The organism is Mesorhizobium sp. M1A.F.Ca.IN.020.04.1.1, assembly GCF_003997315.1.
GTDB lineage: Bacteria > Pseudomonadota > Alphaproteobacteria > Rhizobiales > Rhizobiaceae > Mesorhizobium.
In genome coordinates this window covers 20,717-35,958 of record NZ_RZSN01000001.1, presented here as the reverse complement: position 1 = coordinate 35,958, position 15,242 = coordinate 20,717, and the positions used below count along the sequence as shown (strand labels likewise).

Genomic DNA, 15,242 nt, shown 5'->3' with positions numbered 1-15,242 from the left:
TTCTGCCGGGCTAGGTGGCCGCCAACGGGATCAGTGGTCCGAGAAGCAAGACGGCGAATGCTATCAGCGCTGCGCCAGCAACCCAGTCAACCGTGGTTCGGCCCCCGCTGAACCTGCTGCCAAGCAGGATCCAAAAGGTTCCCGTGACAGTCGTGGTCGCCAGCAGCACGACCCAGTACACACCCAGCGCCTGGGGCTTGGCGTCCGCCGGCACCATTGCCAGGCAATAGATGAATCCCTTCGGATTGATGGCACTTGTCGCGAAAACTGTAATGGCGTCGGCCTTTTTGGATGTGTTGGCGCCAACGCCAGACATGAGACGCAGGCCAAGAACAACCAGCAATCCGGCTGCAACCAGCTCGATCATCAGGACGGCGCCGGGCGACACCAAAGGACGAAGCGAAAACCAGCAGGCGGATGCGACCCCGTATCCGCACGCCTGGGCGATGAACAGGGCGATCGCTTTCTCTCGCTTGACCGCTCCCACCATCAAAAGTGCATTGGTCGGCCCCGGCGCGGCAAAAAGCAGAAATGCTTCAAGAAGATGGAGACTGGTCAAGCTGTTTCGTCCCGTGGATGTCGACCTATTGATCGCGGAGGTCTCGCTTGCGTTGACTCTCGTTGGTTCCTGTCCAAGATTTTGCCCGATGGCCATCCGTCAGTTCGACAGGAGGCGGCTGATGCCGCTCTCGTCGATCAGCGAGCGCGTGACACCGCCAAAAGCCCATTCCCTCAGTCGGCTGTGACCATAGGCCCCTGAAACGATCAGGTCGGCATGGATCGAGAGCGCAAAAGTCACGAGCTTGCCGCCGTCCGCGTCGCCTATGATCACCTCGCTTCGTGCGGTGATGCCGTGCTGCTCCAAGAAAACAACGATGTCGGCGAGGCTGTTTCGAACATCCTCTCCGAAGTCGGATTCCATGGTGGCGACGACCACCTCGTTTGCTTTAGCCAGGAGGGGCAAGGCATCAGACAGGGCCCTACGTGCTTCCCGGCTGTCCTTCCAGGCGACAAGGGCAGTCTTGCTCAAAAAATGCTCGGCATTGGCCGCAGTGACCAGTACAGGCCGGCCTGCGCCGAGCACAACGCTCGCGATATCAACCTCCCGGTAGACATTCTCCCCGCCATCCGCTGTTACGATGAGATCGGCTGAACGAGCTGCCAAGCCCAGAGCGCGCGTCGGGCCGCATACGTGTTGTCTCCATTCGCTGCTGACCGAGGGCGGGACAAGCTTCTCGAATAGCTCGCGCAATTCGGCGAGACGTTTCTCGATCTCGAGGCGCTGGATCTGCATCACCTTGCCTTCGTGGACCATGCCTTCCCCCGTTGCGACCAACGGCGGAACGTCGGCGGCAGCGAGGCCGATCAGGTGAGCATCGAAGCGCTGCGCGAGCTCTGTTGCCAGATTGAGGATCGCCGCCGGGTTTGCATCAACGGCTAGGTTGACGACCATCGTTTTGTAGGACATTCGGGCACCTCGCCTGGAAGCGGAATACATCGTCATTTGCATACTGCGAAGGAACCGCGCCTTGATACCGATCAAATGCTCAAAGCAGCCTGTTTGGCGAGCAGGCGGATGAGTGCTACATCATCCATCATTGCTCTTCCCCGATCCGGAGTTCGCTTGTGAGCAAGAAGGGGCAAGCTTCGCCCGAAACTGTGGCAAAAGCGGCCCAGCTGGCAGGCAGTCGACTGCAACACGACAATATGCCGGAACATGAGCTTCTTGCGCTGATGTTCGATCAGGCTCCAGGTTTCATGACCTTGCTCAGCGAGCCTGGTCACGTTTTCCAGTTGACCAATGCGGCTTACCAGCGACTGATCGGTCAGCGGCAAGTTATCGGCAAGCCGGTGCGCGAGGCGTTGCCGGAGCTCGAGGGCCAGGGCTTCTTCGAATTGCTCGATCGTGTCAGCGAAACCGGCGAGCCTTATGTGGGCCGCAATGCCAAAATCGTCCTACGCAACGCCGAGACGGGTATGGCGGAAGAACGCATCCTGGACTTCGTCAATCAACCCATTAGAGCCAAGGATGGCCGCATCAGCGCTATCTTCGTACAGGGCACGGATGTCAGCGACCTGTCGTTTGCCAACGCTTCACTGCAATTACGCGAGGATCACCTGCGTTCGATCCTGGCGACGGTGCCCGATGCAATGGTCGTCATCGACGAAAGCGCCCTGATCCAATCTTTCAGTACGGCGGCCGAGACGTTGTTCGGCTACAAGGCCAGCGAAGTCATCGGTCAAAACGTCAAGTTGCTGATGCCCTCGCCCTACCGGGAGGAGCATGACGGGTATATGCAGCGTTACCTGATGACGGGAGAGCGCCGCATCATCGGGCTGGGCCGTACGGTGACCGGGATGCGCAAGGACGGATCGACCTTTCCCATGGAGCTCTCCGTGGGCGAAATGCACCCCGGAACGGGTCGCTTCTTCACCGGTTTCTGCCGCGACCTGACGGAACGCCACAGAGCCGAAGCGAGGATTCAGGAGCAGCAGCAGGAACTGCTTCATATGGCGCGGTTCACCGCACTCGGGGAAATGGCTTCGACACTGGCGCACGAGATAAACCAGCCGCTGACGGCGATCACGAACTATCTCAAAGGCAGCCGCCGCCTGCTCGAAAAGAGCAAAGACGACAATGCCGTCATGTTGGAGGAGGCTGTCGAAAAGGCCGCCGAGCAGGCCTTGCGCGCCGGGGATGTCATCCGTCGTCTCAGGGATTTTGTCGCTAGGGGCGAAAGCGAGCGTCAGGTCGAACGTCTGCCGGCGCTGATCGAGGATGCCTCGTCGCTGGCTTTGGTTGGTGCGAGAGAGGCGGACGTGCGAGTCACTTACGATCTCGATCCGGGGGCCGAGCTTGTTTTGACCGACCGTATCCAAATCCAGCAGGTGCTGCTGAATCTGATGAGAAATGCCGTGGAAGCCATGCAGGGGCAGCCGCGCCGCGAGCTGCGTATCGTCACCGTAGCGCGGCACGACGGCATGACGGAAGTTAGCGTTATCGACACTGGTCCGGGCTTGCCCCCTGAGGTCTCAGCTCAGCTCTTCCAGCCTTTCGTCACCACCAAGAAGCAGGGCATGGGCGTCGGCCTGTCCATTTGCCGGACTATCGTTGAGTCCCATGGTGGTCATATCTGGGCAGAGTCGGCAGCCGGCGGTGGGACCGCATTTCGGTTCACTTTGCGCGCCGTGGAAAGGGAAGAGGTCGCCAATGGCCAGTGATGTCGTGCATGTGGTCGATGATGACGTCGACGTCCGCAAGTCTCTGGGCTTCCTTCTTGCGACAGCCGACTTTGCGGTGCGCCTCTATGAATCGGCAACAGCATTCCTGGCAACAGAGCCGAAGGAGGTCGACGGCTGCATCGTCACCGACGTGCGCATGCCGGGCATCGACGGCATAGAATTCCTGCGGCAGTTGAAGGCTCGCGGCCATGCCGTGCCGGTCATCGTCATGACCGGGCACGCGGACGTGGCGCTGGCAGTACAAGCGATGAAGGAAGGAGCGGCCGATTTCATCGAGAAGCCATTCGACGACCAGGTGCTGATAGGCGCAATTCGCTCGGCGGTCGATAACCGTAACCGCGGGGTGGCGTCACACCCGCAAGCCGCCGACATTCGGAAAAATCTGTCCACGCTCTCGGATCGGGAACGTCAGGTGCTGGACGGTCTCGTTTCGGGTTTGCCGAATAAGACGATAGCCTACGATCTTGGGATCAGTCCGCGCACGGTCGAAATCCATCGCGCGAATCTCATGAGCAAGATGGGCGCCGGCAGTCTTTCGCATCTGGTGCGTATGGCTTTGATCGCCGATCCCAAGGGCTGAAAAGGCGTTGCGCGAAGGCAAGCACTTTGGTTGCGGAAAGCCGAACTGAAAACCGTTCCATACCTTCGGAATTGCTCTACGAGGGGTTCTGACAATCCTCTTGGCCTCTTTCCAGATGCCAGGCGCGCCAATGTGTCGGCCGGATATCGACCCGGATGCCGGTAACGGCATGCCGCCATCCCTCGCGCCCTTTTTCGCACGGAAATACAAGCGCGTGTAGGCCCTCCTCGTCCAGAACGGCTAGTTCGAGGCTGCGGCCAAACGGAGCGCTTGCGATTGGATTCCACATCCGGTCAGCGTGGGCCGAAAGGTGGCCCGGCGCTTTGATTTGGATCAGTTTTGGCGCGGCTTACGCCTAGAATCTGCGCATCTCAGACGACCAGGCGCCCTGCAATTTGACACAGCTCAAAGCGGCGCCCTTTCCTCGTTCGTAGTTTGGGTCCAGCGGATCGAACCGTCGCACCCACGGCGCGCCTCCTGAACAGGAAACTTACACATGAACTACCAGCGGTTCTTCGAAGACGCGATCGACCAGCTCCACGCCGAGCGGCGCTACCGCGTTTTCGCCGACCTCGAGCGCATCGTGGGCAAGTTTCCACGCGCCATCTGGCGCTCCAACGGTCGCGCCCAGGAAATCACCGTCTGGTGCTCCAACGACTATCTCGGCATGGGCCAGAATCCGGACGTCATCGCCGCCTTCCAGAACGCGGCGGGCCGGATGGGCTCGGGCGCCGGCGGCACCCGCAACATTTCCGGCACGTCCAACCCGCTGGTCGAGCTGGAGCATGAGCTCGCCGACCTGCACGACAAGGAGGCGGCGCTGGTTTTCACCTCCGGTTTCGTTTCCAACGAAGCCTCGATTTCGACCATCGCCAGGCTCTTGCCCAACTGCCTGATCATCTCGGACGAGTTGAACCACGCCTCGATGATCGAGGGCGTGCGCCGCTCCGGGGCCGAAAAGAAGATTTTTCGCCACAACGACGTTGCGCATCTGGAAAGCCTGCTGCAGGCGGCAGGACGCGAGCGCGCCAAGCTGATCGTCTTCGAAAGCGTCTATTCGATGGACGGCGACATCGCGCCGATCAAGCAGATCGTCGAGCTCGCCGAGCGCTACAACGCCCTGACCTATATCGACGAGGTTCATGCTGTCGGCATGTACGGTGCGCGCGGCGGCGGCATCACCGAGCGCGAGGGTCTTGCCGACCGCATCGACATCATCGAGGGGACGCTGGCCAAGGCCTTCGGCACGCTGGGCGGCTACATCACCGGCACGAGCGCTGTGATCGACGCGGTGCGCTCCTATGCGCCGGGCTTCATCTTCACCACCGCGCTGCCGCCCGCGATCGCGGCGGCCGCCACCACCTCGATCAGGCATCTGAAGCGCTCGCAGGCCGAGCGCGACGCCCAGCAGCGCCAGGCAGCGCGGGCCAAGCAGGTGCTTGCCGCGGCCGGGCTGCCGGTGATGGAATCGGCCACCCATATCGTGCCGGTGCTGGTCGGCGATCCCGAGCTTTGCAAGATGGCGAGCGACCGCCTGCTCGGCGTCCACGGCATCTACATCCAGCCGATCAACTATCCGACGGTGCCGCGCGGCACCGAACGGCTACGCATCACACCGACACCTTTCCATTCCGACGCGCTGATCGCCGAACTGCAGGACGCGCTGGTCGAGACCTGGGACGCGCTCGGCATCCCCTATGCCGCCTCCGGCCGCCCGGCCGTCGCCAAGAGCGACCGGATTATTCCACTCCTGGTGCCGAAATCAGGCGGCTGAAGCCGCCCGTCTCAGACCGTCTTCATCCATTTCGCGAGGCGATTTGCCGCTTCCTCGAGCTGATCGAGGCGGCGGTGGAAGCACAGTCTGAGGAAGGCCTCCCCGCCGGGGCCGAAGGCCGTGCCGGGCGCCAGGCCGACATTGGCGTTGTCGACGATGTCGAAGGCGGCGGCGCGGGAATCGGTGATGCCGTCGACGGTGAAGAACAGGTAGAACGCACCTTGCGGCACGGTGAAGCGCGCCTTGCCGGTGGCACCCAGGATGTCGCAGACCAGATCGCGCGCCGCACGTGCCCGCTCCACCTGCTCGACGATAAAGCCGTCACCCTCGTCGAGGGCAGCAACCGCGCCGCGCTGCATGAACTGGGCGACGCCCGAGGTCGAATACTGGATCAGGTTCTCGAACACCTGCTGCAGCGCCGGATGGGTCTTGATCCAGCCGACTCGCCAGCCGGTCATCGCCCAGTTCTTGGAGAAGCTGTTGACGAACAGGATGCGGTCTTCCGCCGTTGCGATATCGAGGAAAGACGGCGCGCGGCCGTGGCTATAGTGGAACAGCGCATAGATCTCGTCGGCGATGATCCAAAGCTTCTTCGTGCGGGCCAGATCGAGGATCGCTTGAAGCGTTTCCTTGTCGGCTGTCCAGCCGGTCGGGTTCGAGGGGGTATTGATGAACAGCGCCTTGGTACGCGGCGTGATGGCGGCTGCGATCTTGTCGACATCGCAGGACCAGCCATTGCCGGACTGGTCGAGCGTGACCGGCACGGGAACAGCGCCGGCAACACCGGCGGCGGCAGCGAAATTCGGCCACGCCGGCGAGAGATAGACGACCTCGTCGCCGCTGCCGGCGATCGCGTCGATGGCCAGTTGAATGGCATGCATGCCCGAGCCGGTGACGATGAATTCTTCCTCGGCGAAGCGCTGGCCGAAATGCCTGGCATAGTAGCGGGCGAGCGCCTGCCTAAGCTCGGGAATGCCCTTCTGCCAGGTGTAGAAGGTCTCGCCATTGGCGAGGCCGCCTGCGGCGGCATCGCTGATGAAGGAAGGCGTCGGCAGGTCGCCCTCTCCGGCCCAGAGCGGAATCAGGCCTTCGCGCAAGCGGCCGTGATTGACGACGGCGACAATGCCGCTTTCGGGGGCAGCACGGGCTTCGGCGCGCAAGGTCTCGATCAGGGTCATGGACAAATCCGTGCTCGTTTTGCTGCGCTCTTACCAGATCACTGAACAGAAAACCCCAGCCGCAAGCGGCCGGGGTTTTGGTCCAGCGAGAACGTTGGATGCGTTATTTCCTGGCGAGCAGGTCGCGGATTTCGGTCAGAAGCTGGACATCCGCCGGCGGCGGCGCCGCGGCAGTCGCAGGCTTCTCTCGCTCCAGCCGCCTGCGCAGATTGTTCACCGCCTTGACCATCAGGAAGATGATGAAGGCGAGGATCAGAAAATTCAGCACGACGGTGATGAAGCTGCCATAGGCGAAAACGGCTCCCTCTTTCTTGGCTTCGGCCAGCGTGGCCGAGTGCACATTGGAGGACAGCCCAAAGAAGTAATTGTTGAAGTCAAGCCCGCCGAAAATCGCGCCGATGATCGGCATGATGATGTCATTGACCAGCGAATCGACGATCTTGCCGAAGGCGGCGCCGATGATGACGGCGACGGCCAAGTCCATCACATTGCCCTTGGAGATGAATTCCTGGAATTCTTTCAGCATCCGACCCTCCTTGCCATAACGGGCCGCGCTGCCGCCCCGGCTCTCCGGCGCCGGCCCCGAAGCCACAATAACAAAAACCCCCAGTTGCAAAACCGGAAAAAGGTCGGAGCCGCCGGTTTGTGCCTAACCGGTTCGCGCTTCTGGGCGTCACCAAGCACCTATGCGCCGAAAGCCGCGGTGGACTTGGCGTCAAAGCTGTGGTTGCGTTTGATAACCGGACGAGCAGCCGGTCAGGAAGGAAGTTCGAACCGTGCAAGGCTGGTTCGTCGTCATCATCGCGATCGCCTATGTGACGCTGCTTTTTGCCATCGCCAGCGTCGGCGACCGGCGCTCCGTGGCAGCCGGACTCGGCCGCGCACGGCCCTCCATTTATGCGCTCAGCCTCGCCATCTACTGCACCTCCTGGACCTTCTTCGGCTCGGTCGGGCTCTCCTCCGAGCGGGGTCTCGAATTCCTCGGCATCTACACCGGCCCGGTGCTGGTCTTCGTGTTCGGCTTCCCGCTGCTCAACCGCATCGTCCGGCTGGCAAAGAGCGAAAAGATCACCTCGATTGCGGACTTTCTCGGCGCCCGCTACGGCAAGAGTTTTGCCGTCGCGGCGATCGCGACCCTGATCGCCACGGTCGGCGCCGTGCCCTATATCGCGCTGCAGCTCAAGGCGATCTCCGGCTCGGTCAGCCTGATGATCGAGCACTATACGGGATCGCCGCCTTCCTTTGATCCTTTTGTAAGCGACATCTCGCTGGTGGTGGCGATGCTGCTGGCGCTGTTTGCGGTCCTGTTCGGCACCCGCCACGCCGACGCCACCGAGCACCAGGACGGGCTGGTGCTGGCGGTCGCGGTCGAGACGGTGGTCAAGCTCGCCGCCTTCCTCGCCATAGGCCTTATGGTCACGTTTCTCATCTTCGGCGGCCCCGGCGACATGCTGGCGACGCTCGGGGCGAATGCCGAGGTGCGCCAGGCGATGGGCTACAACACGTCCTTGGTCACCTGGCTGGTGCTGACGACCTTGAGCGGCTTCGCCATCCTGATGCTGCCGCGCCAGTTCTACGTCACCATCGTCGAGAATCGCAGCGAGGCCGAGCTGCGCACCGCGACCTGGGTGTTTCCGCTCTATCTCGTGGCGATCAACCTCTTCGTCCTGCCGATCGCCTTTGCCGGGCTGTCGCTGGTCGGCGCAAGGACCAGCAGCGACCTCTACGTCCTGTCGCTGCCGCTATTCAGCGGCCACGACGTGCTGGCGATGATCGCCTTCATCGGCGGCCTGTCGGCGGCCACCGCCATGGTCATCGTCGAGAGCGTGGCGCTGTCGATCATGATTTCCAACGACCTCGTCATCCCGCTGTTCGTGCGTCGATTGCTCAAGACCACTTCTTCGGAGAACGAAGACTGGTCGACGCTGATCCTGAACGTTCGGCGAGCGTCGATTTTCATCATGCTGTTCATCGCCTTCCTCTATTACCGCGAGAGCACCAACAGCGCGCGGCTGTCCTCGATCGGGCTGATGTCCTTCGCAGCGATCGCGCAATTCGCGCCCGCCCTGGTCGGCGGGCTGATCTGGCGCCGCGCCAATGGCCGGGGCGCCGCGCTCGGCATGGTCGCCGGCATCGCGGTCTGGGGTTACACGCTGCTGCTCCCTTCCCTCGTCGGTCCCGGCTCCGACTTTGTCGTCCATGGACTGTTCGGCTTCGAGGCGCTGAGACCCCAGGCGCTGTTCGGCACCCTCGGCGAGCCGCTGAACCACGGCGTGCTGTGGAGCCTGTCAGTCAACACGCTGTTCTTCGTGATGGGTTCGCTGTCCCGCGCATCGGTGCCGCTGGAGCGCATCCAGGCGGCGATCTTCGTGCCGCGCGAGGCGGGGCCGATGCCAAGCCTGCGCCGCTTCCGCACCGCGGTCACGGTCAATGACCTCAAGGATACGATTTCCCGCTATCTCGGCGTCGAGCGCACCGAGCGCTCCTTCCAGTCCTTCGAGAAGAACGCGAACGTCTCCCTGCACGGCAAGGAACAGGCCAGCATGGACGTCATCCGTTTCTCGGAGCAGTTGCTGGCGAGCGCCGTCGGGTCGTCGTCGGCGCGGCTGATCCTGTCGCTGCTGTTCCGCCGCAACGACCGCGACTCCAAGGATGCCTTCCGGCTGCTCGACGACGCCACCGAGGCGCTGCAGCACAACCGCGACCTGCTGCAGATCGCGCTCGACCAGATGGAGCAGGGCATCACCGTCTTCGACCGGGATTTGCGGCTGATCTGCTGGAACCGGCAATACCGGGCGCTGTTCGATCTGCCTGACGAGATGGGCCAAGTGGGCGTGTCGCTCGACCAGATCCTGCGGCATCTGGCCGAGCGCGGCGATATCGCCGCCGACCAGCGGGTGACGATGCTCAACCGGCTGACCAGCTTCGTCGGTCCTTGGCAGATGGAGCTCAGGACCAGCGGCCGCATCCTGGAGCTGCGTTCCAACCCGATGCCCGACGGCGGCATCGTCGCCACCTATGCCGACATTTCCGGCCGCGTCGAGCAGGACCTGGCGCTGAAGCGGGCCAATGAATCGCTGGAGCAGCGGGTCAGGAGCCGCACCGCCGAGCTCACCCGCGTCAACGAGGAGCTGGCGCAGGCGCAGATGCTTGCCGAGGAGGCCAATCTCAGCAAGACGCGCTTCCTCGCCTCCGCGGGCCACGACATCCTGCAGCCGCTCAACGCCGCCAGGCTCTATTGCTCCTCGCTGATCGAAAAGGCCGGCAAGGGGCCCGCCGGCAGGGCCGCGACCAACATTGAATCCTCACTGGAATCGGTCGAGACCATCCTCGGCGCGGTGCTCGACATATCGCGGCTCGACGCCGGCGCGTTGAAGCCCGAGGACACCGCCTTCAGCCTCGGCGGGCTGCTTGGCCAGATCGGCAACGATTTTCGCCCGCTCGCCGCCGAAAAGAAGCTCGGCCTGAAAATCATGCCGTCGTCGCTCGGCGTGATGACCGACCGCAATTTGCTTCGCCGGCTGATCCAGAACCTCGTTTCCAATGCGATCAAATACACGCGCGAAGGCCGCATATTGGTCGGCGTGAGAAGGCGCGGCGAGCTGGCCGAGATCCAGGTGATCGACACCGGCATCGGCATTGCCGCCGACAAGCTGAACACCGTCTTCCACGAATTCACCCGGTTGGACGAGGGCGCGCGCGAGGCCGAGGGCCTTGGCCTTGGCCTTTCCATCGTCGACCGCATCGCCAGGGTTCTCAGGCTCGAAATCCGCATCTTCTCCAACCCCGGCAAGGGCACGCGTTTTTCCGTCATCCTGCCGGTCGCCGAGATCGCGGCGCCGCCGCGCGAGACGGGAAAGGCGCCCGCGCGCGCGCCATCCTCACTTGCCGGACTCAATGTGCTGTGCATCGACAATGACGCGCGAATCCTCGACGGCATGCGACTGCTGCTCGAAGGCTGGGGCTGCAGCGTCGAGACCGCTTCGGGATCGCAGGACCTGATGCGCCCGGGTGCGGCAAGGCCGGATGTGGTGCTCGCCGACTATCATCTCGACGGCGGTACCGGGCTCGACGCCATCGCCAGGCTGCGCGCCACCTACGGCAAGGATCTGCCCTGCGTGCTGGTCACCGCAGACCGCTCCAGCGAGGTGCGCACTGCTGCTGATCTGCTTGATGTGCCGGTGATCAACAAGCCGCTGAAGCCTGCCGTGCTGCGCTCGATGATGGCAAGGGTCAGGGCACTGGCGCCCGCGGCGGAATGATCAGCTCACCGGCTGCAGCGGGTCGCCGCCGATCTTGGAAAGCTGGATGACCGCCTGGGTGCGGCTGTCGACGCCGAGCTTCTGCAATATAGCCGAAACATGCGCCTTGATGGTGGCTTCGGAGACGCCGAGCTCATAGGCGATCTGCTTGTTGAGCAGGCCTTCGGCCAACATGCCGAGCACCCTCGTCTGCTGCGGCGTCAGCGCCTGCAGGCGCTTGATCAGATCGGAAATCTCCGGGTCGCGCTCGACGCCGAGCTCGATGCCGGCGGGTGCTGCGATATCGCCGGCAAGCACAGTCAGGACGGCGCTGCGTATCTCCTCCATGCTTGCCGATTTGGAGATGAAGCCGGACGCGCCGAGATCGAGCGCGCGGCGGATGGTGGCTGGATCGTCATGAGCCGACACCACCACCAGCGGCACCGAGGCATGGATGCCGCGCAGCGAGATCAGTCCGGACAGGCCGCTGGCGCCCGGCATCGACAGATCGAGCAGCACCATGTCGATGTCTTCATTGGCGACGACCAGCGCCTTGGCGCTTTCGAAATCGCCGGCCTCATGGATGGCGGCGACGTCGCCTATGCCGGCGAGCGCTTCCTTTAGTGCGCCGCGAAACAGCGGATGGTCGTCGGCAATGACGAAAGTGTGGCCCGACGGCAAATACTCCTCCCCGGATCCCATTGCTGATTGTGTGCTTTCTTAGGGGATCGGAACGATTATGCGGCGGCGCGGCGCGTTTTCAAGCAGCAAAGGCCGCGCGCGCAGGCTTTTTCCCGGGAGCTCAGGTCTTTTGCGGGCTGGGCTTCGTGCCACCGTCGCCTTCCTGCCTGTCGATGTCCTTGACGATATCCATGAAGCTGCGGAAGAAGCGCTCCATGTAGCTCATCGTCTTGTTGAAATCCTCCTCGCTCGGCAGTTGGGACTCCAGCCGGGCCGAGAGCGAGTTCTCGAGCTTCGCGACGCGCTCGTCGAGTGCCTTCACCGTGCTCTGCAGCCGGTCGATCTCGTCCTGGAAGGCGGAGCGCTCGTCGGCGGCCAACTTGCAGACGAGCTGGCCGGAGCGCTCCTCGCAGATCGACATGGCGCCGGTCTGGGTGTCCATGCGGACATAGCCGTTGGCGGACTTTTCGAGCCGATAGCGGTCCGTCTCCTCGGAATAGGCCGATGCGGCGACCAGCGAGCAAAGCGCCGCCGGGATTAGAATGTGCTGCAGACGCATGTTATCCTCCATGAGCCGTTGTGCGAACAATATCACAGGTTTGCGCCTGAAATGGGGAAGAGTTCGCAAGCACCCTTTCCCCCATGTATCGTTCGGACTATAGCGCGCCAATGTCTCAGTTTATCTACAAGATCGCGCCTGAAGCCATGTGGAGCGAAGCGGAACGGAACGGCCGCTTCACCGGGGCGCCGATCGACATCGCCGACGGCTTCATCCACTTTTCCACCGCAACTCAAGTGCGCGAGACGGCGGCCAAGCATTTCGCCGGCCAGGCGGACCTGCTTCTCATCGCTGTCGACGCGGCAAAGCTGGGCGACGCGCTGAAATACGAGGTGTCGCGCGGCGGCGCCCTGTTCCCGCATCTCTACGCCGCGCTCGCCCTCGACGCCGTGCTCTGGGTGAAGCCGTTGCCGCTCGGCGCCGACGGCCACGAATTCCCGCCGCTGGAGGACGAATGAGCGTGCTCGACCGGATCGGCCAAAAGCTGCTTTTCTCGTTCGACCCGGAAACGGCGCATGGCCTGTCGATCGCGGCTTTGCGCTGCGGCCTGCCGGCCGCCTCGCCTCCCCCGCGCGACGCGCGGCTCGAGGTCAGCGTCTGCGGGCTCGATTTTCCGAACCCTCTCGGCATGGCGGCCGGCTATGACAAGAACGCCGAAGTGCCGGACGCGCTGCTCAAACTCGGCTTCGGCTTCGCCGAGGTCGGCACCATCACGCCGCTGCCGCAACCCGGCAATCCGAGGCCGCGCATCTTCCGGCTGACCGCCGACGAAGCGGTGATCAATCGGCTGGGCTTCAACAATGAAGGGCATGCGGCCGCCGAAAGACGGGTTGCCGCGCGCAAAGGGCGGCCGGGTATTGTCGGCGTCAACATCGGCGCCAACAAGGACAGCGCCGACCGCATTGCCGACTATGAGCGCGGCGTCGCCCGCTTCGCGGCTCATGCCAGTTATCTGACGGTCAACATCTCCTCGCCCAACACGCCGGGCCTGCGCAACATGCAGGCGCGCGAGCAACTGGGCGAACTCCTGTCGCGCGTGGTGGCGGCGCGCGCGGCTGCGTCGGTTCAGCCGCCCATCTTCCTCAAGATCGCGCCGGACCTCGTTGAAGCGGAACTGGAAGACATCGCCGCCGAAGTCATCGAGAAAAAGATCGACGGGGTTGTCGTCTCCAACACGACGCTTGCCCGGGTCGGGTTGCGCAGCGCAAGTCTGGCCGGCGAAGCCGGCGGGCTGTCAGGCAAGCCGCTTTTCGAGCGCTCGACGGCGGTACTCGCCCGGATGCGCAAGCTGCTCGGCCCACAAGTGACGATCGTCGGGGTCGGCGGCGTCGACTCGGCGGAAACCGCGCTGGAGAAGATCCGCGCCGGCGCCGATCTCGTCCAGCTCTATACCGGCATGATCTATGCCGGCCCGGCGCTGCCCGGCCGCATCGTTGCCGGCATGGCGCGGTTTGTGGAGCGCGAGCGGCTTGGCTCGATCCAGGATTTGCGCGACTCGGCTTGCGAGCGCTGGGCTTCAAAGCCGATCAGCTGAACGCCGTGCGCATCCTGAGCCTCAGCACCGCAAGCAGGCTGAAACCCCGCACCAGCAAAAAGACGTGCAGCGCGGCCCATAGGCCGTTGTTGCCGAAGGCGGGCGCCAGCGTGATCAGCGCCGCGGCGAAGGCCAGGAAGGACAGGAGCATCATGTTGCGCATGTCGCGCGACCAGGTAGCGCCGATGAAGACGCCGTCCATCTGGAAGGCGAGCACACCGCTCAGCGCGGTGAAGGCGGCCCAGGGCAGATAAATGTCGGCGACCGCGCGGACCTCCGGAGCGGTTGTCACCATCGCCACCAGCTGTGCGCCGGCCGTCAGCAGAATAAGACTGGCGACCGCCGCCAGGCCAACGCCCCAGATCAGCGTCAGCCGGACGGCTTGCCGGAAAGGAGCGGCCGCATGCGCGCCGATGGCGCGGCCTGCCAATTGCTCGGCTGCGGTGGCAAAGCCGTCCAGGAAATAGCCGGCGACGAGGAAGAAGTTCATCAGCACGGCATTGGCGGCGAGCGTCACCGTGCCAAACTGCGCGCCCTGCCTGGTGAACAGCGCGAAGGCGGCAAGCAGCGAGAAGGAACGGATCATGATATCGCGGTTGAGCGACAGCATGCGCCGATAAGCCGGCAGGTCGAGGATGCGCCGGCGCGACGGCCGCTCCAGCTTGCGGAACCGCCTCAGCACGATGGCAAGGCCGAGCAGCATGGCCAGGAACTCGCCGGTGACGGTCGCCCAGGCAACGCCCGCCACGCCCCAGCCGAGCTCGAGGCCGAGCAGGAAGCAGAGCAGGATGTTGATGCCGTTGAGCACGGCCTGCAGCATCAGCCCTATCCCACCCTCGCCACGCCCCAGCACGTAGCCCAAGATGGCATAGTTGATGAGCGAGAAGGGCGCGGCAATGAGCCTGATGCGGATATAGACCGACATCGCCGCGCTGACACGCGGCTCGGCGCCCATGAACCACTGGCCGCCTACCGCAAACAGCGGCGCAAGTGCTGCAAGCACCACGCCGGCGACGACCGCGATCAGCACGGCCCGCCAGAGCACCGCCTGCTCCTCCAGCGGATCGCCGCGTCCGAAAGCTGAGCGACGAGGCCGGTGGTGCCGGAGCGCAGGAAGTTGAAGGTGGTGAAGACGACGTCGAAGACCAGCGCGCCTGCCGCCAGTCCGCCGAGAAGAGCCGCATCGCCGAACTGCCCGATCACCGCGGTGTCGACGATGCCGAGCAGCGGCGTCGTCAGATAGGCAAGCGTCATCGGCACCGCGATCGCCAGCACCGACCGGTTGGTGACGATGAAGGTCCCGGCGTTGATGTGGGTCGCACCCTTGTCCAAGGATTGCTGCCTTGCTCATTGCGGCTTGCTAGAACGGCCGATGTGCCCCAGTTTGCCGCTGCCGCGCAATCGCCATCGGGTGACGGCCAACCGAATTCCAGCTCTGGCGCAGGCCGCCCC

The 15,242-nt window shown here is 63.6% G+C and carries 13 protein-coding genes and 1 pseudogene; 6 read left to right on the top strand and 8 right to left on the bottom strand.

The genetic code is table 11. The annotated features are described in order from the left end of the window. Positions 1–10: 10 nt before the first annotated feature. Together EOA49_RS00175 and EOA49_RS00170 are read right to left on the bottom strand one after the other, a co-directional pair. A complete protein-coding gene (locus EOA49_RS00175) occupies positions 11–559 on the bottom strand; it encodes a hypothetical protein (protein ID WP_127239741.1) in 549 nt (182 codons plus the stop codon). 99 nt (positions 560–658) lie between these two features. Then, positions 659–1,468, bottom strand: a complete 810-nt coding sequence (locus EOA49_RS00170; RefSeq protein ID WP_127239740.1) for a universal stress protein — start codon at positions 1,466–1,468, stop codon at positions 659–661. Positions 1,469–1,707: 239 nt separating this feature from the next. On the opposite strand from EOA49_RS00170, the gene EOA49_RS00165 reads away from it, so the two are divergent. Both EOA49_RS00165 and fixJ read left to right on the top strand, forming a co-directional pair. Then, a complete protein-coding gene (locus EOA49_RS00165) occupies positions 1,708–3,222 on the top strand; it encodes a PAS domain S-box protein (RefSeq protein ID WP_127239760.1) in 1,515 nt (504 codons plus the stop codon). After that, a complete protein-coding gene (fixJ, locus tag EOA49_RS00160; RefSeq protein ID WP_127239739.1) occupies positions 3,212–3,823 on the top strand; it encodes a response regulator FixJ in 612 nt (203 codons plus the stop codon). The genes EOA49_RS00165 and fixJ overlap by 11 nt, the downstream gene beginning before the upstream one ends. Before the next feature lie 76 nt (positions 3,824–3,899). Here the strand turns inward: fixJ and EOA49_RS33235 are convergent, their stop codons facing one another. Next, positions 3,900–4,112 (bottom strand): hypothetical protein, encoded by a 213-nt coding sequence (locus tag EOA49_RS33235; RefSeq protein ID WP_127239738.1) that lies wholly within the window; start codon positions 4,110–4,112, stop codon positions 3,900–3,902. 207 nt (positions 4,113–4,319) lie between these two features. On the opposite strand from EOA49_RS33235, the gene hemA reads away from it, so the two are divergent. Next, entirely contained in the window at positions 4,320–5,597 is a 1,278-nt protein-coding gene (gene hemA, locus EOA49_RS00150; protein ID WP_127242858.1) for a 5-aminolevulinate synthase, read from the top strand. Between the two features lie 11 nt (positions 5,598–5,608). Here the strand turns inward: hemA and EOA49_RS00145 are convergent, their stop codons facing one another. Together EOA49_RS00145 and mscL are read right to left on the bottom strand one after the other, a co-directional pair. Continuing rightward, entirely contained in the window at positions 5,609–6,775 is a 1,167-nt protein-coding gene (locus tag EOA49_RS00145) for a pyridoxal phosphate-dependent aminotransferase (RefSeq protein ID WP_127241997.1), read from the bottom strand. 103 nt (positions 6,776–6,878) lie between these two features. Beyond that, positions 6,879–7,301 (bottom strand): large conductance mechanosensitive channel protein MscL, encoded by a 423-nt coding sequence (mscL, locus tag EOA49_RS00140; RefSeq protein WP_067322891.1) that lies wholly within the window; start codon positions 7,299–7,301, stop codon positions 6,879–6,881. Positions 7,302–7,551: 250 nt separating this feature from the next. Between mscL and EOA49_RS00135 the strand changes: the two genes are divergently transcribed. Further along, the gene (locus EOA49_RS00135; RefSeq protein WP_127242856.1) at positions 7,552–11,037 is read left to right on the top strand and encodes a PAS domain-containing hybrid sensor histidine kinase/response regulator; all 3,486 of its coding nucleotides are present in this window, start codon (positions 7,552–7,554) and stop codon (positions 11,035–11,037) included. Here EOA49_RS00135 and EOA49_RS00130 read toward each other — a convergent pair whose 3' ends face one another. Next, on the bottom strand, positions 11,038–11,697 hold the full coding sequence (locus tag EOA49_RS00130; protein WP_066996819.1) for a response regulator transcription factor: 660 nt from the start codon (positions 11,695–11,697) through the stop codon (positions 11,038–11,040). It abuts the gene before it with no gap. Between the two features lie 121 nt (positions 11,698–11,818). Beyond that, the gene (locus EOA49_RS00125; protein WP_066996874.1) at positions 11,819–12,256 is read right to left on the bottom strand and encodes a hypothetical protein; all 438 of its coding nucleotides are present in this window, start codon (positions 12,254–12,256) and stop codon (positions 11,819–11,821) included. Positions 12,257–12,366: 110 nt separating this feature from the next. Here EOA49_RS00125 and EOA49_RS00120 point away from each other — a divergent pair, with 110 nt between their 5' ends. Then, positions 12,367–12,714 (top strand): DUF952 domain-containing protein, encoded by a 348-nt coding sequence (locus EOA49_RS00120; protein WP_127242854.1) that lies wholly within the window; start codon positions 12,367–12,369, stop codon positions 12,712–12,714. Then, positions 12,711–13,790 (top strand): quinone-dependent dihydroorotate dehydrogenase, encoded by a 1,080-nt coding sequence (locus EOA49_RS00115; RefSeq protein WP_127242852.1) that lies wholly within the window; start codon positions 12,711–12,713, stop codon positions 13,788–13,790. The genes EOA49_RS00120 and EOA49_RS00115 overlap by 4 nt, the downstream gene beginning before the upstream one ends. Here EOA49_RS00115 and EOA49_RS00110 read toward each other — a convergent pair. Next, positions 13,783–15,122: pseudogene (locus EOA49_RS00110) on the bottom strand (MATE family efflux transporter). The gene EOA49_RS00115 and the pseudogene EOA49_RS00110 overlap by 8 nt on opposite strands. Positions 15,123–15,242: the final 120 nt, after the last annotated feature.